The organism is Embleya sp. NPDC056575, from assembly GCF_042793325.1.
GTDB lineage: Bacteria > Actinomycetota > Actinomycetes > Streptomycetales > Streptomycetaceae > Embleya.
On record NZ_JBHTVA010000066.1, the window covers coordinates 1 to 23,280 of the forward strand.

At 71.7% G+C, this 23,280-nt stretch carries 18 protein-coding genes; 9 read left to right on the forward strand and 9 right to left on the reverse strand.

Annotated elements, in window-relative coordinates:
* Positions 1 to 269 precede the first annotated feature (269 nt).
* Entirely contained in the window at positions 270 to 1,460 is a 1,191-nt protein-coding gene (locus tag ACFRCG_RS37410) for a Cmx/CmrA family chloramphenicol efflux MFS transporter (protein ID WP_380039884.1), read from the reverse strand.
* A gap of 393 nt (positions 1,461 to 1,853) precedes the next feature.
* On the opposite strand from ACFRCG_RS37410, the gene argF reads away from it, so the two are divergent.
* Entirely contained in the window at positions 1,854 to 2,837 is a 984-nt protein-coding gene (gene argF / locus ACFRCG_RS37415) for an ornithine carbamoyltransferase (RefSeq protein WP_380039886.1), read from the forward strand.
* 246 nt (positions 2,838 to 3,083) lie between these two features.
* Here argF and ACFRCG_RS37420 read toward each other — a convergent pair whose 3' ends face one another.
* The 4 genes from ACFRCG_RS37420 to ACFRCG_RS37435 form a co-directional block, all read right to left on the reverse strand.
* Positions 3,084 to 3,935, reverse strand: coding sequence for a carbohydrate-binding protein (locus ACFRCG_RS37420; protein WP_380039888.1), 852 nt, complete (start codon positions 3,933 to 3,935; stop codon positions 3,084 to 3,086).
* Between the two features lie 73 nt (positions 3,936 to 4,008).
* The gene (locus ACFRCG_RS37425; RefSeq protein WP_380039890.1) at positions 4,009 to 4,971 is read right to left on the reverse strand and encodes a helix-turn-helix domain-containing protein; all 963 of its coding nucleotides are present in this window, start codon (positions 4,969 to 4,971) and stop codon (positions 4,009 to 4,011) included.
* Positions 4,972 to 5,613: 642 nt separating this feature from the next.
* Positions 5,614 to 7,746 carry a glycosyl hydrolase family 18 protein gene (locus tag ACFRCG_RS37430; protein WP_380039892.1) on the reverse strand — a complete coding sequence of 711 codons (2,133 nt, stop codon included), beginning with the start codon at positions 7,744 to 7,746 and terminating at the stop codon, positions 5,614 to 5,616.
* Between the two features lie 405 nt (positions 7,747 to 8,151).
* Positions 8,152 to 9,060, reverse strand: a complete 909-nt coding sequence (locus tag ACFRCG_RS37435) for a lytic polysaccharide monooxygenase (RefSeq protein ID WP_380039894.1) — start codon at positions 9,058 to 9,060, stop codon at positions 8,152 to 8,154.
* Positions 9,061 to 9,736: 676 nt separating this feature from the next.
* Between ACFRCG_RS37435 and ACFRCG_RS37440 the strand changes: the two genes are divergently transcribed.
* A complete protein-coding gene (locus ACFRCG_RS37440) occupies positions 9,737 to 11,446 on the forward strand; it encodes a cellulose binding domain-containing protein (protein ID WP_380039896.1) in 1,710 nt (569 codons plus the stop codon).
* Positions 11,447 to 11,605: 159 nt separating this feature from the next.
* Here the strand turns inward: ACFRCG_RS37440 and ACFRCG_RS37445 are convergent, their stop codons facing one another.
* Entirely contained in the window at positions 11,606 to 12,805 is a 1,200-nt protein-coding gene (locus ACFRCG_RS37445; protein WP_380039898.1) for an alpha/beta hydrolase family protein, read from the reverse strand.
* Between the two features lie 273 nt (positions 12,806 to 13,078).
* Here ACFRCG_RS37445 and ACFRCG_RS37450 point away from each other — a divergent pair, with 273 nt between their 5' ends.
* Positions 13,079 to 13,567: an SRPBCC family protein gene (locus tag ACFRCG_RS37450; RefSeq protein ID WP_380039900.1), complete on the forward strand. Its 489-nt coding sequence runs from the start codon at positions 13,079 to 13,081 to the stop codon at positions 13,565 to 13,567.
* A gap of 38 nt (positions 13,568 to 13,605) precedes the next feature.
* On the opposite strand, the gene ACFRCG_RS37455 is transcribed toward ACFRCG_RS37450, so the two are convergent.
* Positions 13,606 to 14,325: an alpha/beta fold hydrolase gene (locus ACFRCG_RS37455; protein WP_380039902.1), complete on the reverse strand. Its 720-nt coding sequence runs from the start codon at positions 14,323 to 14,325 to the stop codon at positions 13,606 to 13,608.
* Between the two features lie 132 nt (positions 14,326 to 14,457).
* The gene (locus ACFRCG_RS37460; RefSeq protein ID WP_380039904.1) at positions 14,458 to 14,838 is read right to left on the reverse strand and encodes an ArsR/SmtB family transcription factor; all 381 of its coding nucleotides are present in this window, start codon (positions 14,836 to 14,838) and stop codon (positions 14,458 to 14,460) included.
* A 105-nt stretch (positions 14,839 to 14,943) separates the two neighbouring features.
* On the opposite strand from ACFRCG_RS37460, the gene ACFRCG_RS37465 reads away from it, so the two are divergent.
* Positions 14,944 to 15,822, forward strand: coding sequence for an NAD(P)-dependent oxidoreductase (locus ACFRCG_RS37465; protein WP_380039906.1), 879 nt, complete (start codon positions 14,944 to 14,946; stop codon positions 15,820 to 15,822).
* Positions 15,823 to 15,860: 38 nt separating this feature from the next.
* Here the strand turns inward: ACFRCG_RS37465 and ACFRCG_RS37470 are convergent, their stop codons facing one another.
* Positions 15,861 to 16,334: a DUF6069 family protein gene (locus ACFRCG_RS37470; protein WP_380039908.1), complete on the reverse strand. Its 474-nt coding sequence runs from the start codon at positions 16,332 to 16,334 to the stop codon at positions 15,861 to 15,863.
* A 1,162-nt stretch (positions 16,335 to 17,496) separates the two neighbouring features.
* Between ACFRCG_RS37470 and ACFRCG_RS37475 the strand changes: the two genes are divergently transcribed.
* The 5 genes from ACFRCG_RS37475 (at position 17,497) to ACFRCG_RS37495 (ending at position 23,252) form a co-directional block, all read left to right on the forward strand.
* Positions 17,497 to 18,627 (forward strand): sugar ABC transporter substrate-binding protein, encoded by a 1,131-nt coding sequence (locus tag ACFRCG_RS37475; protein ID WP_380039910.1) that lies wholly within the window; start codon positions 17,497 to 17,499, stop codon positions 18,625 to 18,627.
* 99 nt (positions 18,628 to 18,726) lie between these two features.
* Positions 18,727 to 19,536: an ATP-binding cassette domain-containing protein gene (locus ACFRCG_RS37480; protein WP_380039912.1), complete on the forward strand. Its 810-nt coding sequence runs from the start codon at positions 18,727 to 18,729 to the stop codon at positions 19,534 to 19,536.
* Entirely contained in the window at positions 19,533 to 20,798 is a 1,266-nt protein-coding gene (locus ACFRCG_RS37485) for a sugar ABC transporter permease (RefSeq protein WP_380014849.1), read from the forward strand. Before ACFRCG_RS37480 ends, ACFRCG_RS37485 begins: the two co-directional genes overlap by 4 nt.
* Before the next feature lie 56 nt (positions 20,799 to 20,854).
* Positions 20,855 to 22,039 carry an ROK family protein gene (locus ACFRCG_RS37490; RefSeq protein WP_380039914.1) on the forward strand — a complete coding sequence of 395 codons (1,185 nt, stop codon included), beginning with the start codon at positions 20,855 to 20,857 and terminating at the stop codon, positions 22,037 to 22,039.
* A 295-nt stretch (positions 22,040 to 22,334) separates the two neighbouring features.
* Entirely contained in the window at positions 22,335 to 23,252 is a 918-nt protein-coding gene (locus ACFRCG_RS37495; RefSeq protein WP_380039916.1) for an SDR family oxidoreductase, read from the forward strand.
* The last annotated feature ends 28 nt before the right edge of the window (positions 23,253 to 23,280 follow it).

Sequence of the window (23,280 nt, forward strand, 5' to 3'; positions counted from 1 at the left end):
TCCGGAAGGCACCCCGGCAGACTCGACCCGAGCCCCCCTCCCGCCCCGCCGCTGCCGGTCGGTTTTCGCCGACCAACGCACCCGTCTCGTCGGGAGCCCTCAGCATCGGAGCCCCGCGCGCCGGCGGCGGCCCACCACCGACTCTGACCGGCCCCGCACCGGCCACCCGCAACCGCAACCCCATACGCGACGCCCGTCCGGAAACGCCCCGCCCGCTCGGGGAGGCTTTCGGTGGGTTCGGCTTCGGATGTCGGGTGGCCGGGGTTGGGTCAGATGTGTTTGGTGGGCTTGGGGAGTTGGTGGGTACTGGGGGTCCGGTGGCGGTGGGTTGTTGCTGCCACCGTCAGGGCCAGGACCATGAGGGCTGCGCTGGTTGCGAGGGGGGCTCGGTAGCCGAGGTCGGCGTCGATCGTCAGGCCGCCCAGCCAGGGGCCCAGGGTGCCGCCGATGTTGAAGGCGGAGGTGGCCAGGGCGCCGGACAGGCCGGAGGTGTCCTGGGAGAGGCGAAGTACGCGGGCGATCAGAGCCGTTCCGGTCGCGAAGGCGAGCGTGCCCTGGATTGCGACCAGGGTGATCGCCGCCCACGGGGTGCCCGCTGTGTACGCGAACAGGGTCCATCCGACGGCCGAAGCCGCCATCCCCCATCCGATCACCTGGGTCGGGCGTCGGTCGACGATGCGGCCCGCGATGGTGACGCCGACGAACGAGCCGACTCCGAACAGGGCGAGGGCGATCGGGACCCAGCCGTCGGCCAGGCCGGTGACCTCGGTGATCACCGGCTCGAAGTAGGAGAACGCGCAGAAGGTGGCGCCCTGGACGAGGGCCATCACCGACAGGGTCGACAGCAGCGGCCGGGTGAGCAGGGCGCGCAGTTCGCGACGGGTGTTTGCCGACGGGTCCGGGTGCGCCGGTGGTGCGTGGTTCGGGATGGTTCGGGCGATGGCGAGTACGGCAGGCAGCGACACCAGGGCCACCGCCCAGAACGCCGCGCGCCAGCCCCACCGGTCGCCCAGGAGCGCGCCGGCCGGTACGCCGACCACGCAGGCGATGGTGACGCCGCCGACCACCACCGAGGTGGCGCGGGCCCGTTGCTCGGGTCGGACCAGGTCGATCGCGGTCACCAGGGCAACCGCCCAGAAGCCGGCGTTGGCCAGTGCGCCGAATACGCGAGTGGCCAGCAGGACCGGGTAGTTCGGGGTGAGCGCGCCCACGACGTGCGCGGCGATGAACACGCACAGGAAGAACAGCAGTGCGCGGCGGCGTGGTTGTCGGCGGCCGACCAGCGCCATCGTGGGCGCGCCCACCACCATCCCGACGGCGAACGCCGAGGTGAGCAGTCCGGCGGTGGGAATGGACACGTGCAGATCGTCGGCGATGCCCGAGAGCAGGCCGGAGAGCATGAACTCCGAGGTGCCTTGGGCAAAGACCGCGAGCCCGAGCACATATACGGCGAATGGCATGACGAAACCCCATGGACGTCCGATGGATTACCTCACGACTCGACACCGGCGACACCGGTGGCGGCCATGTCCGAGGACGCCCGCGGCCATTGCGGCCACGCGGCTTCAGCTCATCGACAGGGGCTCGGCCACCGGCTCACCGGCGGCCGTCGTCTGTCCGACTCGGGGTTGCACACGGGGGCGAAGCTACCAGCCCCGATCACGGCACTTCCACCGGGTTTTCGCTCCCGCCGGGCACCGGGCACGCCGGACACCGGCACCCGGCACCCGGCACCCGGCACCGAGTGGTGGCTGCCGGAAAATGGGCCGCCGATTCCGAGCTCGATCGTGCATGATGATGCTGCATCAGGCATATTCATGCATCTTCATCAGACCATCGAATCGAGGTCATCCATGGGGTTTTCCACCCTCAAGGGCCGCAACCTGCTCTCGCTCCTGGACGTGAACGCCGCAGAGATCGGTGAGTTGCTGGATCGGGCCGGGGATCTGAAGGAGCGGGCCGCGTTCGGGGAGCGGGTGCCGGTGTTGGCGGGGCGCAATATCGCGTTGATATTTCTCAAGCCCTCGTGCCGCACTCGCGTCTCGTTCGTCGTCGCGGCGACGCAGTCCGGTGCGCATCCGGAGATCTTCGGTCGCGAGGACATCCGGTTCGGGATCAAGGAGTCCGTGCGCGACATCGCCCGGGTGTTCGGGCGGGTCTTCGACGGGGTGATGTTCCGTGGCTTCGAGCATACGACCGTCGCCGAGTTCGCCGCGCACGCGGGGGTGCCGGTGTGGAACGGACTGTGCGACACCTACCATCCGACCCAGGTGCTCGCCGACCTGCTCACGCTGCGCGAGAACTTCGGCGAACTCCGCGGCCTGCCCGTCACGTACGTCGGCGACGGCCGCAACAACGTGGCCCGGACGCTGGCCGTCGCCGCCGTCAAGCTCGGCCTCGACCTGCGCGTCCTGGCCCCGGAGCCGCTGCACCCGGACCCCGCGTCGATCGTGGAACTGCTCGCCGGAGCCGAGTCGTCGGGAGCCTCGATCACCGTCACCGCGTCGCCGGGGGAGGCGCTGACCGGCTCCGCCGCGGTGTACGGCGACGTGTGGGTGTCCATGGGTGAGGAGGGGGAGACCGACCGTCGTATCGAGCTGCTGCGCGACCTGAAGGTCACGCCCGAGCTGATGGCCCGCACCGGCCGTGCCGACACCGTCTACCTGCACTGCCTGCCCGCGTTCCACGACCTGGAGACCGAGACCGCGCGGGCCCGTCCCGACCTCCGCGAGGTCGCGGACGAGGTCTTCGAGGGCCCGCGCAGCCGGGTGTTCGACCAGTCGGAAAACCGCATGCACACCGCCAAGGCCCTGATGCAACTCACCATCGCGGGCTGAACGGTCGCGCACGCCCCAAGGAGTCCACACCGATCGAACCGGCGCGACCGATCGAAACGACCCGACCGACCCGACCGACCCGACCGGCCGACCGGGTCGGCCGGGCGGCGACCCAGCCGTTCCCACCGACCACGCGGGCCCCACGATTCGCGCGGTCGCGCCCGACGACGGCGCCCACGAACGCCGGGCCCCGGCGGGTGGCACCGCCGGGGCCCGTGATCGACTCGCCTCCCCCGGCGATGTCGATCAGATCCGCTGCCACAGAGCCGGCACGTTCGGCGGCTCCCATCCCGAAATTGCCGTATGCCCTTGCAGGCAGCGGTAGTTCTGACCGCCGTAGGACACCGTGGCGCCGGCGGCGTAGTTGGTGCCCGCCCGCCAGGTGCCACCCGGCGGGTTCGTCGGCGGCTCGCTCGTCGGCGGCTGGCTCGTGGGCGGCTGGCTCGTCGGGGGGACCCCGGCGATGTTGAGGACGAAGTCGAAGGTCGCCTCCTTGCCGGGATTGCCGTTGCGTACGTTCATCAACAGCCGCGCGTCGAAGATCGTGTCGGTGTTGTTGCGCGGCTCGCCCGGGAAGTAGGTCTGCGTGGTCAGGATCCCCCGGTTGGGCGCCTGGACCTTCACGTGCAGGTGCCGGGTACGGCCCGGGTACAGGCCCGGTACCACCGTGGTCAACTTGTACGCGCCCTGCGCGTTGGTGAACTGGTGGCCGCGGAAGGTGTATCCGACGTTGTCGTACTCGCCGTTGGTGTCCGCCTGCCAGAAGTCGAGCAGCACGTTGGCCAGTGGCTGACACGCACGGTTGAACACGAAGCCGGACACCACCAGCGGCGTGCCGGCGCCGGTGAGCACCGACCGCTCCGGGGAGTTGGGCTTGAAGTACGGCCCTTCGGTCTGGTCGATCGTGGGCGCGTCGCCGTCGTGGCAGAACGGCGTCGGGGCCAACGGCCCGCCACTGTCGCGCTGCGCCCGGGCCAGCGCGGGCACGCCGCCGATCAGCAGCGGCAGCGGAGCGGCGATCAGCGCCGCCTTGAGCAGATTCTTGCGGGTGATGCCGCGCGCGGCGGGCTCTTCCTGATCGGTGATCTCGGGGTCCATGGCGACCTCCTCGGCGAGGGGACGGGCGGGCAGCGTCGACGAATCGATCCGCCCGCTCGCGATTGGTCTGAACCTATGCTCGCCGGTTGCGGGCGTCGATGGACAAAGCACGGCTCTCGTGGTGCTTCGCGTTGATCTCGCGGCGATACTCCCCCGGGGTGCTCCCGGTCTCCCGACGAAAGAACCGGCAGAAGTACGCGGGGTCCGCGAAACCCACCCTGTCCGCGACTTGACGCACTGTCAGATCACTGCCGGCGAGCAGCCGTTTGGCCTCCACCACCTGCGCCTGGCGGATGATCCGGCCGGGGGTGCGCCCGGTGGCGGTCTTCACCGCGTGGTTGAGATGGCCCACCGAGACGCCGAGGCGATCGGCGTACGCACCGACCGTACGCTCGACCGGATCCGGATCCGGCGGGCCGTCCAGGAGCCGGGCGAAGCGCTGCGCGAGCGCCGCGGTCGGCCCCGGATCGGGCTGTCCCGGATCCGACCGCCCCGCGTCCCGCCGGGAGTCGGGGCCGTCCCATATCGCCAGTCGGGCCGCACGCAGGATCAGCACATGCAGGTACGCCTGGAGTACCGGGATGAATCCCACGCCCTGTTCGGCGTATTCGCGGCGCAACTCGGCGACCACGCCCAGCAGTCCGGGCGCGGCCTCCGGCGTGGGCCGCAGCCGCGGACAGCCGGCCAGGTCGCGGACGATGTCCCGGTCCTCGGGGTGGGCGAACAGGAAGTCGTCGTTGAACAGCACGACCCAGCCGGTGAGTTCGTGCATGCGATGCCAGAAGTGCACCTGGCCGGGGGCGATGAAGAACAGCTGCGGCGGAGACACCGACCGGGGCACCAGATCCAATACGTGGGTACCGCGACCGCCGGTGACAATGGCGATCTCGTAGAACGTGTGCCGGTGCGGGAAGTCGGCCCGGGACAACGGGCCGATGCTGTCGAACGAGCCGACGGCGAACGGCAGGACGCTCGGCGCGGGCACCTCGAGGCGGTGCAGCGGAACCGCCGGGCGGAGCTGGGTGGAGGCGGTCATCGGCGCCTCCCGGCGCCGGTGCAGCGGGTTGGTCGCGGGTGGGTATTGCGTGCCATGTCGGCCCCCTGGCGGTTCTCGGACGATGCGGCCGGCGCTCGATCAGCGGTTCAGGTTAGGCCGTTCCGAGCCGACTGCCGGGCGGGTCGCGCGCAACGGCACGAACTGGCAAACCAAACCGTGTGCGACCTGCCACGACGGCCGGCCGGGAAGGGTTCGCGCCCCGACCGACCGGCGCCGCCGCCGGGCCCGCTCGGCCCGCCCGCACCCGTACCCGGGCGAGCGGGAAGTACACCGCACCGGAAACCACGATCGGCGGGAACCAACCCGCGCCGGCGCCGCTCATCCGGCAGGGCGCGGCGCCCTCCGGGCAGGGCCGGGCGGACTGGTCGGCGGGCCCGGGCAGGGCGCCACCCCGCCCGGGGGATCGGACGTCCTGCTCGGGGCGAGGCAGCGCAGGCGGCCCGGCGGGGCCCGGCGGCACCGGCGCCGCCCCGCCCACGATCCGCGCCTGACATACGGCAACCGGGCGCCGGCTCGCGGTGGGGTCGCGAGCCGGCGTCCGGGCTTCGGGGGCGATCGCGGCGGTGTCGGGGGGTCCCGTGCATCCGGCGGGATGCACGGCGCCGCCCCGGCACCGTGGCCTCAGCTGATCGCGAAGTCGTCGCCGTAGACCGATCCCTGCCCGTACCAGCCGTGCAGGTAGACCGTCACGCTGCCGGACGCGCCGACCGTGAACGGCACGGTCAGCTTGGCCCACGTGGTCCCGGGCGAGGCCCAGGTGCTGCCCGTCGCGCCCCCGCTCACGCCCAGGTAGGCGTAGTTGCCGCGAACCCAGGCGGTGAGGGTGTGGGTCGAGTTGGGGGCGAGTTGCAGGGTCTGCTTGCATTCCCCGGTCTGCGCCGCGCCGGCCGCGACCTCCAGGGCGTGCGTGCCGCCGTGCGTGGGCGTGGAGACCACCGCGCCGCCGGGCTGGCAGGTCCATGGAGCGAGCGAACCGCTTTCCAGGTCGGCGTTGAGCAGGCCGCCGGAGGAGCCGTTGACGGTGAGCGTGTACACCGTGCTGTGCGTGGCCGACGGGCTGGTGCCGGTGACGGTGATCGGATAGGTGCCGGGGAGCAGGGCCGCGGTGGTGGAGATGTTCAGCGTCGCGGATCCGCCGGTGGTGACCGAGGCCGGGGTGACCGTGGCGTTGAGGCCGTTGCCGGTGCCGGACACCGTCAGTGCGATGGTTTCCGCCGCGCCGGCGGCGATCCCGGTGGTGAGCGTCGACGAGGTGCCGCCGCCCTGCGTGACGGTGCCCGACGCGGGACCGGCGAACAGGGTGAAGTCGTTGGTGACCGGCCCGGAGGTGACGGTCAGCGAGTAGGTCGCGCTGTGCGTCGCGGACGCGCCGACGCCGGTGACGGTGAGCGGGTAGGTGCCCGGGGTCGCCGTCGCGGAGGCGCTGACGTTCAGCGTCGCGGATCCGCCCGCGGTGACCGTACTCGGGGTGACGGACACGTTCACCCCGCTGGGAGCGCCGGTGACGCCGAGCGCGACGTTCTGCGCGTTGCCCTGGGTGACCGCGGTGGTGATCGTCGACGACGTCGTGCCGCCGAGCGCGACCGAGCCGGTGGTCGGGTTCAGGGTGAGCGCGAAGTCGTTGGTGACCGGTCCGCCGCCGCCGGTGAACGGCGCGAAGGTGTGGGTGAACTGCCATTGCTCCTGCGGGATTCCGGAGCAGTTGTCCTGCGCCGTACCCCCCGGACAGGAGCCGTTGTCGCGCTGGAGGGCCCACATCGACAGGGTGCTGATCCCCTGCGTCTTGGCCCAGTCGACGACGGTGACCGCGTCCGCCGTGGTGAACGTCTCGGCGGCGCCGAAGTCGTCCACGCCCGGCATCACGGTGACGCCGACCATGGCCCACAGTTCGGCCTGGGTCTTGTTCGGGTACAGCTGGCCGAGTTGGTTCTTCAGGCCGGTCGCGGCGCTCTTCGCGTCGTTGGCCATCTGGTGCGGCTGGTTGTCGTAGTAGTCGAACGTCATGATGTTGACGACGTCGACCTTGGTGCCGTTGCTCACCGCGTTCCGCAACACCGCCAAACCGCTGTCGGCCAGGCCCGAGGTCGTGGTCGGCAGGGTGTACTGGATCTGCAGCGAACGGTTGTTGCTCGCCGCCCACGCCTGGACCTGCTTGAGCGCCTTGTTGCGGCGGTCGATGCCGGCCGTGTTGGTCAGCGAGTTGTCCTCGATGTCGAGGCAGATGCGGCTGATGTCGTAGGTGGAGATCACGTTCTCGATCGCCGTCGCGATGGAGTTGACGTTGGTGCAACTGTCCGCGATCTCGGTGCCGGTGTTGTCCGCGGTGTAGCCGCCGAACGACGGGATCACGTCGCCGCCGGCCGCGCGAATCCTGGCGATGTCCGCGCCGAACGTGGACTGGGCGATGGGCATTCCGGTGTCGCCGTTCCAATACGGCGTACACGAGCCCTTGCTCGGGGTCTGGATGAAGGCCATGGTCAGGTACTTCGCGCCGGACTGGGCGGACAGCGTCGCCGGGTTCTCCCCCGTCCACGCCTCGAAGTACGGCGCGAACACGCGGGTGGGCAGCGGTGTGGCGGCCTGCGCGCCCGCCTGTCCGACCGTGGCGGGCGCCGCTGCCGCCGTCCGCGCGGTGGTCGGCGTGGTTTCCGCGGCGGCGTTCGCGGCGCCGCCCGAGGTCAGCACGAGGCCCAGCGACGCGGCGGCGGTGGCCACCACGGTCGCCAGGGTGCGGAGCGGACTTGGTCGTCGCATGGGTACTCCCGCTTTCTGAGGACGAGAAAGGGACTTGCGGAGCACGTGCGGGGCGGGACGGTGGGTGCGGGGTCGGCGCGGAGGGGTGGAGCCGCGGGAGGACCGGTCCGGGGGACGGGTGTTCGGTCGGGCGTCGCGCGGTCGGGACGGGCCACGCGGGGTGCTTCGGGCCGGCGCGGCGGGGACGGCCGCGCCGGCGGATCGGGTGGAGGGATCGGGTGGTGCGGAGGGGCCGGCCCCGGGACGGGCCGGTGCGAGGAGGGGTGCCGGCCCCCCGGGGACGTGGGGGGCGGCGCGGCGGGCGTGGTTTGGCCCACCTCCGGCCCGGCGGCGGTCGTCGGGTTGGTCGGGCCCGACGACTTCGTCCGGACCGGAGGTGGCATCTGTGGGGCGCCGGGCGCGGGTTCAGCGCCGGGCGCGGGCCTCCCTACGCCGGTTGGTCAGCACGACGGCGCCGCCGCCGACGACGATCAACGCACCCGCGCCGGCCGCGCCGACCGTGGCCGCGCGCGGCACGCCCGCCGGGCCCGGGTCCGGCACTGCCGCGGCCACCGGGGCCTCGTGGATGCTCTCGTGGGTGCGCCCGGCGGGTTCGATGTACGGCGCGCCGGTCTCGTGCGCGAGCGGGGCGGTCGCCGCCGTCACCCGCTCGGCGGCGGCCGGTGCGGCGGCGGCGCCGAAGACCACGTCCGAGCAGGAGTAGAACGCCTCGGGGCTGTCGGAGCGTTGGTAGATCACATAGACCAGGTGGCGCCCGCTCTTGCCCTGCGGCATCCGGCCGTTCATCACGAACGAGCCGTTGTCCAGCGGCGGATCGGTCTGGGTCAGGAACGGCGTGGCCTCCAGGTCGGACCAACGCAGCGGCACGGTGGGGTCGTAGCCGTCGCGGGTCACGAAGAACTGGAACGTGCCGCGGTGCGGGGAGGTGGCCCGGAACAGGAAGTTGAAGGTGCTGCCGGGGGAGACCGCGGTCGCGGGCCAGTCGGCGCGGGCCTGGTCGAAGCCCTTGTACTTGTCCCGCCCGGCGCTGCACAACTTGCCGTCGGGGATCAGCTGGTGGTGCCGACCGGCGACGTCCGCGAGGTTGACCTCGTTCCAGTCGTACACCGGCTGCGTGCCGCCGATGGCCACCGCGGCCTTGCACGCGGCGGACGTCGGGTTCTCCGGGTTCTCGGCGCGACACGTGCCGGTACGGCTGAGCGGGTTGCTGAGTGTGCCGTGCGCCTGTGCGGTTCCGGTGGCCAGCGCGGCGATCGTCAAGGGTGCCAGGCAGCAGGCCGCGGCGAATGCCGCGACCTTGCGGGGAGACTTCATCAAGCCCTCCGGGTAAGGGAGTTGCCGATAGCGGGGACGCACGAAGGCCGCATGGACGTCATACGGGAGCCCTCGAACGCGGGTGGGACGGTCGGCGCGGTTGGGACCTGTCGGCACTGGTGGGACGGTCGGCGCGGGTGGGACGGGGATCCGAGGTGGCCGCGACGGATCCCGGTATTCCGGCGTACGGGTGCCGCCGCCTGCGGTCCGGCGGGACAGGTATAGACCAATGACTGCGGCGCTACACAGATTCGTCGTGCTCGTCCGGTCGCGCAAGAGCGCGGAGCGGGTCTTTCCGATTCGATCGTGCCGTCGAGGGTTCATTACTCCCCAACCGAGGCGTTGCAAAAGCCCGGGAAAAGTCCGTCCGGCCTGCGAGACCTTGTTTCTGACGGAGCATCAGATGTGTCGTCATTGTGCCGAGGAAAAATTTTCCGCGATCCACAGCGGCCTTGCCAATACTTGCCGGGCGCACCGAAAAAGTGCCCGCGACCCTATGGACGAGACCCAGGTTGGTATAGACCATTGCACCAGACACATCTCGAAACGCAGTACGATCCGGCACACCGCCCGGCCGCGAGCGGTGGAGTGCGCCAACCGGCGGCGCACGCACGGCGGATCGCGCAACACCCTCGTCCCCCGACTCGTGTCCCAGACGTGTCCAGGAGCCGGCTCGATGAACCCTGAGTTCCCCGCCCCGTCCCCCTCCCCGCGCCGCGATCCCCGATCCGGCGCCGCCCGGCCCGGCAACTCCCGTCCCGCCAGGGTCCGTTCCACATCCACCGGACCGGCTCGGCGCCGGCTGCGCGCACTCGCCCGCGCCGTCGCCGTCACCGTTGTCGCCCCCATCGCGTTGGTGATCCTGCCCGCCGGCGCCGCACACGCCGCCTCCCCCGAGGCGACGTTCGTCAAGGCGTCCGACTGGGGCTCCGGCTTCACCGGGCAGTACACCGTGCGCAACCAGGGCACCGGCACGCTCACCGGTTGGAAGGTCGAGTTCGACCTGCCCGCCGGCACCACGGTCGGCTCCTACTGGGACGCGCTGCAAAGCGGTTCCGGCAGCGGCGGCCACTACGTGTTCACCAACCGCGAGTACAACGGCACCCTCGCACCGGGCGCCTCGACCACGTTCGGCTTTCTCGGCGCCGGGCCCGGAACCCCCACCGGCTGCAAGCTCAACGGCAACCCGTGCACCGGACCGGCCACGCCGGACACCACCCCGCCGAGCACACCGACGAACCTGCGGGTGTCCGCGGCCGGTTCCTCGTCGTTGACCCTGGCCTGGACCGCGTCCACCGACAACGACCGGGTCACCGGCTACGACGTGTACGTCGACGGCGTCGCCCGCGCCGACACGGCCGGCCCCGGCGCGACGCTGACCGGGCTCACCCCGGACACCGCGTACCGGATCAAGGTCCGGGCGAAGGACGCGTCGGGCAACGTGTCCCCGTTCACCCCCGAGCTGATCGGCACCACCACGACGGGCGGCGGCAATCCGCCCGCGGGCTCGGTGCGCAGCGTCCCGTACATCGACATCACCGCGCCCACCCCCACCCTGACCGACGTGGCCGCGGCCACCGGCCAGAAGTTGTTCACGCTCGCCTTCGTCCTGGGCAGCAACAGCGGCTGCGACCCCAAGTGGGGTGGCACGATCGCCCTCGACGAGCCGCGAATCGTCGATCAGATCGCGGCACTTCGGGCCCAGGGCGGCGACATCGTGGTCGCCTTCGGCGGCGCGGCCGGCCCCTACCTGGAGGCGTCCTGCGGCAGCGCCGACGCGCTCGCCGCCGCGTACACCAAGGTGATCGACACGCTGGGCGCCAAGCACCTCGACATCGACATCGAGGCGTCCATTCCGATCGACACGATGAACAAGGCTCTGGCGAAGGTGCAGCGGGATCGGCCGACCACCACGGTGAGCTTCACGCTGATGGTCCAGGGCGACGACTACGGTCTGACCCCGGCGCTGGGCGTGGACCTGCTGAAGAGCGCGCGGGACAACGGGGTTCGGGTCGACATCGTCAACCCGATGGCGATGGAGTTCGGCACGTCGCGCCCGGTGTGGGGCGACGCGGTGATCGCCGCCGCGGAATCGACGCTGCGTCAGATGAAGGAGATCTGGCCCGCCAAGTCCGACGCCGAACTCCGGGGCATGCTCGCGGTCACGCCGATGATCGGCCGCAACTTCAACGGCAAGATCTTCGTCCAGTCGGACGCGAGCAAGCTGGTCTCCTGGGCCAACACCAACCACATCGGCCGACTGGCGTTTTGGTCGGTGGGTCGGGACAACGGCTCCTGCCCGGGCGGCGGAGTCTCCGCGACGTGCAGCAGCATCAGCCAGTCGCCCTACGAATTCACCAATCTCTTCAAGGGTTTCACCGGCTGAACCCCCTTCGGGGTCCGTCCGGATCCCACCCGAGGAAGAACCGTGCCCGGCATCGATCGACCCCCTTTCGGTCGATGCCTCCCGAGCCCGGCGGCGACCACGCGACGCCGCCGGGCCATCCTCGTTCACGGGTCGCGGGTCGTCCGTCGGGGTCGCCGGTCAGGGGTTGTTGAACCGGATCTCCGGGTTCGCGGGCGTCGGGCCGTCGAGCAGCGGTCGGGGCAGGTGCCTCAGGTGGCGGTCGACGAAGGCGGCAAGGTAGGTACGGGTCAGGTCCAGCCCCCGTGCGCCCGGCAAAGTCGTCGGCGATCCGCCGCCGGGCAGGCCGAGTTGGTCCAGGAAGACGGGGAAGTCGCTGAAGCTGAAGTGGGTGGCGTTCGCCACGGTCAACCACCGCTTCCAGCCGTCCAGTCGGGTCCACGCCTGGTCCCAGCTCGAGTCGTCGCCGCCCGGCCGATGGGTCTCGTCGTCGGTGCCGAAGAGCAGGAACGGCCGTTTGCCCAGGCCGGTTTCGGGCACGGCGGAGTGGAAGGCGCCGTCCATGTTCACGCCCGCCCGGATCCGGGTGTCGCCGGCCATCGCCGCCGCCGCCCCCGCGCCGCCGATCGAGTGGCCCGCCGCGCCGATCCGGTGCCGGTCGATGAGGTCGGCGTACCGCCAGGCCGGGTCGGCCCCGGTGAGGCGGTCCACCACGAACGACATGTCCCGGCCCCGGCCGGAGGTGGCCGCGACGAAGTCCTCCTCGGTACGCACCTTCGTACAGGCCACGCAGGTGAGCATTCGGCCGCCGGGGAACGCGGTGCCCACCGACTCGTACGCGTGGTCGATCGCGGCCACCACGTAGCCCCGACTCGCCAGATCCTCGGCGAGGCCGGTGAGGGTGAACACGGAATAGCCGAATCCCGGGGAGAGCACCACCAGCGGATACCGGCCGGGCGCGGGGCGGGCGTCGGCCCGCACGTCGGTGGCGGTCGTGCTCAACACCTCCGCGGGGAACACGTCTGCCATCCCGATGTCGGCCAACATCAGCCGCGCCTCGTCGACCGTGGCGTAGCGCGTGGGCGTGCCGGTCCCGCGGCGGGCCGGGTAGTACATCCCGACCATCAGTTCACGCGCCCCCGCCTCGGGCACCCACGGATCCGTGCGACTCGGGTCGACCAGGTGGAGGGATTGTCGGCCGACCCCGTAGGGCCCGGTCGGGTGCGGCAGCGAGGTACGCGGTCCGCCCGGCACGGAATCGGCGGCGAGCACGGTCCGCGCGGGCGGGGGCGAGGCGGCGGCGGGCATGGCCACCGCGATCGGCAACACCAGCGCGAGCGCCGGTGGCAGCAGTCTGCGAAGCAGTGAGAAAGCGGGCATACCCCGAACACTGGCCGCTGCCCCGCTCCGGCGCATCACCCTTCGGGCGCAGTCGGTGACCGCACTCGCCTACGTCCTGCGGCGTGCTCGTCCCCCGCGCGGTTCGATCGGCCGATCGGACCACTCCCGGGTGGTTCGGCAAAGTGCTTCGGCGTGGCGCGGCAGCAGGGTGCCGACGTCGCGGGGCGCGCCGGCGGATAGTGGAACGCAGGCGATCCCCCGGGCATCCGGTCACGTCCGCGACCGATGCCGCCCCACCTGGGAGAAGGCTCCGTGTCCGACACGCAGTTCGACTACGTCATCTACATCCGCGCCACCCCCGAGGTGTTGTGGCGCGCGCTCACCGAACGGGCCGAGATCGAGCGCTGGTTCGACGGCTCCGGGCCGGAGTCGGACTGGGCCGTCGGTTCGACCGTACGCTGGTCGCTCTCGCCCCGGACGGCCCCGCGCGACGCCGGCCAGGTGGTCCTGGAGGCCGAGCCGCCACGACGGCTGGCGTACACCTGGCACAACTACGAACCCGAGATCGCGGAGATGTTCGGGTGGAGCGCGGAGCAGTTGGCCGAGCGTCGGCGGGAGCCGGTGTCCAAGGTCGCGTTCGATCTGGTGCCGGTCGGCGAGGCGGTCGCGCTGCGCGTCCTGCACGACGGGTTCGCGCCCGGCTCGGAGATGTTGGCGAGCATTCGGGAAGGGTGGCCGATGATCCTGTCCAACCTCAAGACGGTGCTGGAGACCGACGAACCGCTGCGGTTCGGCGCGTAGCGCGAGGCGGCGTTCGGGGGGTCGGGGCGCCCGGGGGTTCAGGGCGCCGGGCGGCGGGCGTCCGGGGCGGCGAGGAAGGACCGGACCACCTCGGTGAACGCGTGCGGTTCGGCGGCGTGCACCAGGTGGCCGACCGGGATGGTGACGACGCGCACGTCGGGGAGGCGGCGACTCCATTCGGCGATGCGCTCCTGGGGGATGTGGCTGCCCGATCCGCCGCCGACGACGAGGGTGGGGGCGGTGATCAGGCCGAGGCGGTCCCACCAGGCGGGGTCGGGATTGTCGATCTGCTTGCGGATGGCGATCACCATGTCCCAGTCGAAGCCGAGTTCGCCCTCCGGCCGCACCGGCGCGACCGCCTCGCGCGGCACCGGGACGGAGACGTCCTCCAGGACCAACCGCCTTATCCGGTCCGGGTGTTCCTGGGCGAAGAGATAGGCCACGATGCCCCCCATCGAATGGCCGATCAGGTCCACCCGAGCCAGGCCCAGCGCGTCCAGGCAGCCGAGGAGGTCGTCTCGCATGAGTTCGAGCGAGTAGCTGCCGGGCCGGTCGCTGCGCCCGTGTCCGCGCAGTTCGACGACGTACACCCGCCAGGTGTCGGCCAGGCGGCGCGCTATCCGATCCCAGTCCCCGGCGTCCTCCCCGAGCGCGTGCAACAACACGACCGGCGGAGCCGCGGGATCCCCCCAAACCTCATGGACCAGCCGCACCCCGTCGACCTCGACCACGCCGACCACACCACTCGATTCACCCATATTCGGACCATACCGAGGACCCGCACACCAACGGAACAGCCCACGGGACGCGAAGCGCGAGGCGGGCGCGAGGCGGGCCGGCGCGGCGGTGTCGAGGGGCCGGGGTTTGTGGAGGCCGGGGCTGGGCCGTGATCAGGGCTGGGGGTTTGGCTCGGTGGGACCGGCAGGTGTGGGGTCTTCAGGTGCGGGGCTGGTGGGGGTGATGCCTTCGAGGTGGAGGAGGTTGGGTAGGAGGCCAGGGAAGCGGGCGTTGAATTCGTCCGCGCGCAGGCGCAGGGTCATGCCCGTGCCGGTGTTGCGCTGGACGATCAGGCCGGCTTCCCGCAGCACCTTCCAGTGGTACGACCGGGTGGACTTCGAGCCGGGTACGGACAGCGCCGTGCACGGCAGTTCGCGATCCGGATCGGCGGCCAGTGCGACCACCACGCCGCGTCGGTGGTCGTCGGACAACGCGGCGAAGACCGCGCTCAGCGCCACCTCGTCGAGTGACGGGTGGGGCATCTGAACAGGCATCCCGAATCCCACTCCTCGGTCCGATCCCGGTTGCCGGCGTATGCCGTCGGTGTCTACGGTACCGGGGTACGAAGATTTTCGAACCACCCCACGGGGAGAGCACCCATGACGAACACCCGCCCGACCATCGCCGTGCTGGGCGTCGGCATCATCGGCGCCGCCCTCGCCCGAAACCTGGCGCGCGCCGGGTTCGCCGTCCGGGCCTGGAACCGCAGTCCGGAGAAGGCGGCGGCGCTGGTCGCCGACGGGGTGACCGCGGCCGAGACCCCGGCCGACGCGGTCACCGGTGCCGACTTCGTGCTCACCGCGCTCAACGACGGCCCGCGCGTGCTCGACGCGATGCGCGCCGCGGCCCCGGGCCTGCGCAAGGGCACGACGTGGGTGCAGGTCAGCACGGTCGGCGTGGACGCGTTCGACGAGCTGGCCGAATTCGCCCGCGCCCAGGGCCTGTTCCTCGTGGACGCCCCCGTCCAGGGCACCCGCGGACCGGCAGAGCAGGGCAAGCTGGTGATCCTGGCGGCGGGCGAACCGGGGATTCGGGACCGGGTGCGGCCGCTGTTCGACACCATCGGACAGCGCACCATGTGGGTGGGCGAGGACGGTACGTCCGGCACCGCGAGCCGGCTCAAGCTCGTCCTGAACACCTGGGTCCTGGCACTGACCCACGGCGTGGGCGAGACGCTGGCGCTGGCCAAGGGCCTGGATGTGGACCCGAAGCTGGTCTTCGACGCGATCACCGGCGGCCCGCTGGACAACCCGTACTTCCACCTGAAGGGCGGCGCCATCCTCGCGGGCGAGTACACCCCGTCCTTCACCGTGGACAACGCGGAGAAGGACGCCCGACTGGTCCTGCAGGCCGCGGAGCACGCGGGCGTGCGCGTGGACGTCGTCGCGGCCGGCGCCGAACGCCTCCACCGCGCCTCCGAACAGGGCCACGGCGACAAGGACATGGCCGCCACGTATCTCGCCTCCTTCGACGACTGACGGCCACGCCGCATCCCGGGTGCCGCCGCCCCCCGGGTTCAGGCTCGGGGGGTGCGGTCGGCGTCCGCCAGGCGGCGGGTGACGGTCGGGACGACGACGGCCGCGGCCACCAGGTGGGCGCCGCACAACATGAGCTTGGTCGAGATCGCGGTGTCGCCGGCCAGGATCGGGCTGATCATGGACAGCGCGGTCAGGGCGATGGTGGTGCGCGGGTACGTCCGCGCCGGACGGGCCGCTCGGCGCGCGATCAGCACGGCCAGCAGCGTGCCGACGCTCATGGACACCGCCACGCCCATGGCGAACATCCCCACGGTGATCGGCTCCGCCGTCGCCGCGCCGACGTTCCCGGCCCGCATCGGCGTACCGAGCCCGCGTGCGATCAGCCCGTACACCTCGGTGGCGACCGCCGCGACCGCCCCGGCGGCCACGCTGACCAGCCACACCGGCCGAGTCGAGACGAAAGACGGGGTCGAACGGTCCTGGGCGGCGGGATGGGTGACGGTCTGGGCCATGGCGATCTCCTCGGGTGGTCGTTTCGTTGTCGTCACCGGGAAGTCGGAGCCGCCCCCGGGTTCTCGACGCCCCGCGCACGAACTTTCCGCGCGACTTCGAGGCGACCCGAACCCCCGTCTCCCGTACGGGCGGCGCGACACGCCTCAGGGTCGGTGCCATGGGCGGGCTGGTGGGATTCGCGATGGTCGCCGGCAGCCTCGCCGCCGCGGTGGGTGTGTGCCTGTGGCTCACCGCCCGCGTACGCCGCAGGGGCACCGGCGGCGCGGCGATTCGCGCCGCCATGTCCGCCTATGACGAGGCCCTGCACGGAACGGCGAACGACGCCTACGTGGAGATCCAGGTCCAGGCGCGGCGCGCGGTGCCGTTGCGGTCGCCCGACGACCCTTGGCGCTCGTCCCGATTCGACCCCACCCGACGCGACGACGACCGCACCGCGCCGCCGCCCCGAGTCCGCGCACGCCGCACGGCGGTGCGCGGTCGGCTTCGGCGGTTGTGGTCGAGGCGCCCCCCCGGCGGATCGGGCCCCGGGCGGGACACTGCGACGGGTGTCCGCCCAGGCGACGGACTCGCCGGCCGGTCGCCGGTTCACCGCACGATCGCCGCGCGCAAGCCGGTCCGGCGCGCGTACGCCGATCTTCGAACCCGTGCCGATCCCGGCCGGGTAGTTCGTCCCGGCCCTTCTCGGCGTGACGCCGTCGCTCTTCGCACGACACCGTCCACGCCCTCTTCGCCGGGCGCCTCGCCACCGGCCGCCGGCCCGGGCGTGGTAGCCCCGACTCAACCGGGCGATCCCCGCCGCCCCGACACCGCCGACCAACCGGTGCCGCCGGCCACGGAACCGCCCCACACCACATCGCCGCGCCCGCACGCCCCCACCACCGACGCCGCGAAAAGTTGCCTCCCCTGCCCGAATGCCCAGGCCGGGGCCTACGAACGCGCCCTCCACGTCCCTAAGTTGTGGCTCGGAACTTAATTTCCTCCCACGTGAGGTCTGGCGGACACCCCGTGCGGCTATTACGTTGTCGCCCACAACATTTACGGCGCGGTCGCCGCCCGACTGTCGGCCGCTCACCCCTGCGCACAACTCCGCACGCCGCACCACCCCGTGACGCCATCACGTCCCCCGCCGGCCCCACCGGCGCGTGCCCGAAGGGATCCACCATGCGCAAGAGGTTCCTCGTGTCCGTCTCCGCCTGTGTGCTGGTCGCCGCCGGCACCCTGTCCGCCTGTTCGGACACCTCCGGCTCCGGGTCCGGGTCCTCCGGTGCCGCCGGTGCGTCCGATGCCCCCGGCGGCAACGGCAAGAAGGCGAAGATCGGCGTGATCCTCCCGGACAGCAAGACCTCGGGTCGCTGGGAGACCAACGACCGCAAGTACCTGACGGAGGCGTTCAAGGCCGCCGGCGTCGACTACGACATCCAGAACGCCCAGGGCGACAAGTCCCAGTTCCAGACCCTCGCCGACCAGATGATCACCAACGGCGCCACCGTCCTGATCATCGTCAACCTGGACAGCGGCACCGGGAAGGCCGTACTGGACAAGGCGAAGTCGCAGGGTGTGGCGACCATCGACTACGACCGGCTGACCCTGGGCGGCAGCGCCCAGTACTACGTCAGCTTCGACAACGTGAAGGTCGGCACGCTGATGGGCCAGGGCATCGAGAAGTGCCTGTCCGCCGCCGGTGCGCAAAAGCCCACCATCGCGATGCTCAACGGCTCGGCCACCGACAACAACGCGACGCTGCTCAAGCAGGGCTACGACGGGGTGCTCAAGCCGAAGTTCGACTCGGGCGAGTACGTGAAGGGCCCGGACCAGGCCGTTCCGGACTGGAACAACACCGAGGGCGCCAACATGTTCGAGCAGATGCTCACCCAGTCGCCGAACATCTCGGGCGTGGTGGCCGCCAACGACGGCCTGGGCAACGCGGCGATCTCGATCCTGAAGAAGCAAAAGCTCAACGGCCGGGTCCCGGTCACCGGGCAGGACGCGGAGACCACCGCGCTGCAGAACATCCTGGTCGGCGACCAGTGCATGACCGTCTACAAGGCGATCAAGAAGGAGGCCGACGCGGTCTCCGGCCTGGCCGTGGCGCTGGCCAAGGGCCAAAAGCCCAGCGTGCCCGCCACCGTGCGCGACCCCGAGGGCAAGCGCGACGTGCCGTCCGTACTCCTGGAGCCGCTGGCGATCTACAAGGAGAACGTCAAGGACGTCGTCGCCGACGGCTACGTCACCAAGGACACCCTGTGCACCGGCGCCTACGCCGCCAAGTGCACCGAGTTCGGCATCAACTGACCGTTCGGGCCCCGCGATCGTGCCGGAACCGACACCCACGAGGGTCGGTTCCGGTCGGCGCGTCCCACCCCTGCCGCCCCCAAGCGAGGAGCCCGCATCGTGGCCCTGTCCCCCACCCCCGCCCCGCCGCCCGCGTCGAATCCGGTGCTCGAACTGCGCGGCGTCAACAAGAGCTTCGGCGCCGTCCACGTGCTGCGCGACGTCGACCTGTCCGTGTACGAGGGCCAGGTGACCGCGCTCGTCGGCGACAACGGCGCGGGCAAGTCGACCCTGGTCAAGTGCATCGGCGGGATCCACACCGCCGACTCCGGCGAGTACTTCTTCGACGGTGCGCCGGTCACCGTGCACAGCCCGCGCGACGCGTCCGACCTGGGCGTGGAGATCGTCTACCAGGACCTCGCCCTGTGCGACAACCTCGACATCGTGCAGAACATGTTCCTCGGTCGGGAACGCCGGCGCGGCTGGGTGCTCGACGAGGACAGCATGGAGCAGATCGCCGAGGAGACCCTGGCGGGCCTGTCCGTGCGGACCGTCTCCTCGATCCGCCAGCGCGTCTCCAGCCTCTCCGGCGGCCAGCGCCAGACCGTGGCCATCGCCAAGGCGGTGTTGTGGAACAGCAAGGTCGTGGTGCTGGACGAACCCACCGCCGCGCTGGGCGTGTCGCAGACCGCGCAGGTGCTCGAACTGGTCCGCCGGCTCGCCGACAACGGCCTGGCCGTCGTGCTCATCTCGCACAACATGAACGACGTGTTCGCGGTCGCCGACCGGATCGCGGTGCTCTACCTGGGCCGTACCGCCGCCCAGGTCAACGCGGGTGAGATCACCCATTCCCAGATCGTCGAACTCATCACGTCGGGACAGACCGAGGCATTCGGTCCCGGTGCCGGTCGAAACGGAGCGAACCGATGACGAGCAGCGCCCTGCCTCTCGCCGACGGCAACAGCGGGACCGGTGCCCCCGAATCGCCGGTGGTCGCACACGTGAAGGACTACCTCGCCCGGCTGCGCGGCGGCGACACCGGCGCGATGCCCGCGGTGCTCGGCCTGGTCGTGCTGTGCACGGTATTCGCCATCATGCGCCCCAAGTTCCTCAGCGCGGGCAACTTCGCCAACCTGTTCACCCAGGGCGCCGCGGTCACCGTGATCGCGATGGGGCTGATCTTCGTCCTGGTCCTCGGCGAGATCGACCTGTCCGCGGGCTTCGCCAGCGGGGTGTGCGCGGCGGTGCTCGCCGTGCTGCTCACCGAACACGACTGGCCCTGGTACGCCGCGGTACTCGCCGCGCTGGTCGTGGGCATGGTGATCGGCCTGGTCCTGGGCGTGCTGGTGGCCAAAGTCGGCATCCCGTCCTTCGTGGTCACCCTCGGCGCGTTCCTGGCCTTCCAGGGCGTCTCGCTGCTGCTGGTCAAGGGCGGCACCAACGTGCCGGTGCGCGACTCGACCATCCTGGCCATCTCCAACCGCAACCTCGCCCCGATCGTCGGCTGGCTGCTGGCCGCCGCCGCGGTCGCCGGGTACGGGGTGGTGCACGTGCGCCGCAACCGCAGCCGGGCGCGCCGCGGGCTGAGCGCCGAGCCGATCGCGATCACCGGCCTGCGGATCGGCGTGCTCGCCGTGCTGGTCGGCCTCGCCGTGTACGTGCTCAACCAGGAGCGCAGCCGCAACACGGTGATCTCCTCGCTGCGCGGTGTGCCGATCGTGGTACCGGTCCTGGTGATCCTGCTCCTGGTCGGCACGTTCGTGTTGCGCCGCACCCCGTACGGGCTGAGCCTGTACGCGGTCGGCGGCAACCGCGAGGCGGCCCGGCGGGCCGGGATCAATGTGGACCGGGTGCGCATCTCGGCGTTCGTGATCTGCTCCACGATGGCCGCGATCGGCGGCATCGTCGCCGCCTCCCGGGCCAACTCGGTCGACTCCAACACCGGCGGCAGCAACGTGCTGTTGTACGCCGTGGGCGCCGCGGTGATCGGCGGCACCAGCCTGTTCGGCGGCAAGGGACGGGTGCTGGACGCGGTGCTCGGCGGCGCGGTGGTCGCGGTGATCGACAACGGCATGGGGCTCATGGGGTACAGCGCCGGCGTCAAGTACGTTGTGACCGGCGTCGTGCTGCTCCTCGCCGCCGGGGTCGACGCCCTGTCGCGGCGGCGGGCCGAAGCCGCCGGGCTGCGGTGACGCCGCCCTCCCCCTCGATCGACGCCACGGATGAGAAAGGCAGGGTCCGCAGCCCGATGCGCGCAGCGCCCACCCAGGAGGACATCCGCAGGCAGAACCTGGGGGCGCTGCTGCGCCACGTGCACGTGCTCGGCCCCACCTCCCGGGCCCGACTGACCGCCGGCATGGGCCTGAACCGCAGCACGATCGGCGCGCTGACCACGGAACTCGCGGCGGCCGGGCTGATCGTCGAGGAGGCGCCGCGCGACACCTCCGGCGGCGGGCGGGGCCGGCCCTCGCTCGTGGTTCGGGCCCAGTCGCAGCGGGTGTACGTGTACGCCTTCACGATCGGCGTGGACCGGCTGGTCGCGGCCCGGGTCGGGCTCGGCGGGGTGATCCTGGATCGCCGCGAACTCCAGCGCCCGGGCAGCGGGTTCTCGCCGAAGGAGGTGGCCGAGGCGCTCGGCGGGTTCGTCGCGCAGATGCGGCTGAGCGCGCCGCCCGACGGGGTGTGCGTGGGCGCGGGCGTGGCGGTGTGCGCGATGGTGCGCGGCTCGGACGGCACGATTCCCGAGGGGCCGACCCAGGATTGGCGCAACGAGCCGCTGGGGGAGCGACTTTCGACGGCGATCGGGATGGTGGTCATGGTCGGCAACGACGCCGACCTGGGGGTGGTGGCCGAGCACACCCGGGGTGCGGCGGTGGGCTGCGACGACGTGATCTACCTGCACGGCGACGTGTGCATCGGCGGCGGCATCCTGTCCGCCGGGCGGCCGGTGGCCGGCGGCGACGGGTACGCGGGCGAGGTCGGGCACATGGTGGTCAATCCGGACGGCCGGCCGTGTCGGTGCGGGGCGCGCGGGTGCTGGGAGGCCGAGATCGGCGAGTTCGCACTCACCCGGGGCACCGCGAAGCACACGATCGGCGGTCTGGCGGACGCGGCGGCGCGCGGCGACCACGACGCGGAGGAGGGGATGCGCCGGGTCGGCGACTGGCTCGGCCTGGGCGTGGCCAACCTGGTGAACATCCTCAACCCGCAGATGGTGGTGTTCGGCGGCACGCTGCGCGAGGTGTACCTGGCCACCGCCGCGCAGGTGCGCAGTCGGCTCAACCGCACCAGCCTGTCAGTCACCCGCGAACACCTCAAACTGCGCACGGCGGCCCTGGGCGACGACGCCCCGCTGTACGGCGCCGCCGAACTGGCCTTCGCCCGCCTGCTGGACAACCCCCTGGAATCGGGGCTGGCGCCGGCGGCGGGATAGGCGGTCGGCGGCGCGCCCACGATCGGGTGGACTCGGCGCGCCGAATCCGCCGTCCGGGTGACCTTTCGGGTCGCCCGGCGTGGCGCGCCCTGTTTCATGGTCCTCGTGCGGGCCGCCGAGTCCGGAGGGTGCATCGCGCCCGAGCATCCCCCGAACCCGGCGGCCGGCACCCCGAAGCCCCCGACACCCCGCCGGCGTTCGCCACCGGCGTCGCGCCCGTCCCGGCGGTTTGCCGCATCCGATCCCGGGCAGCGGCCGACGGAGCGGCGATCCACGAGCGGCACCGGGAGTCGGCATGGCCACGAGCATCCTCCGCGACCGGGTCGCCCTGGTGGCCGGAGCCACCCGAGGTGCCGGACGCGGCGTCGCGGTCGAACTCGGCGCGGCTGGCGCGACCGTGTACGTCACCGGCCGCAGCACTCGCGGCCAACGCTCCGAGTACGACCGCCCGGAGACCGTCGAGGACACCGCCGACCTGGTCACCGCCGCCGGCGGCCACGGCATCGCGGTACCCACCGACCACTTGGAGCCGGCGCGGGTCCGGGCCCTGATCGAACGGATCGACTCCGAACAGGGCCGTCTCGACGTGCTGGTCAACGACATCTGGGGCGGCGAGAAGTTGTTCGCCTGGGACACCCCGATGTGGGAACACGACCTGGACGACGGGCTGCGGATCCTGCGCCTCGCCGTGGACACGCACGCGATCACCAGCCATCACGCCCTGCCGCTGCTGCTGCGCACCCCCGGCGGCCTGGTGGTGGAGATGACCGACGGCACCAACGAGTACAACCGCGACAACTACCGGGTGTCCTTCTTCTACGACCTGGCCAAGTCGGCGGTGTTGCGGATGGCCTTCGCACTCGGCCACGAACTCGGCCCGCGTGGTGCCACCGCCGTCGCCCTGACCCCGGGGTGGCTGCGCTCGGAGATGATGCTCGACGCGTACAAGGTGACCGAGGCGAACTGGCGCGACGCCCTGAAGGTGCAGCCGCACTTCGGCATCTCCGAGTCCCCGGCGTACGTGGGCCGGGCCGTGGCGGCCCTGGCCGCCGACCCCGACGTGGCCCGCTGGAACGGGCAGTCCCTCTCCAGCGGGCAACTCGCCGGCGTCTACGGCTTCACCGACACGGACGGCAGCCGCCCCGACGCCTGGCGCTACCTGGTCGAGGTCCAGGACCGCGACCTCCCCGCCGACCAGACCGGTTACCGCTGAGCCTCGCCGGGCGCGCCGGCTGTACCGC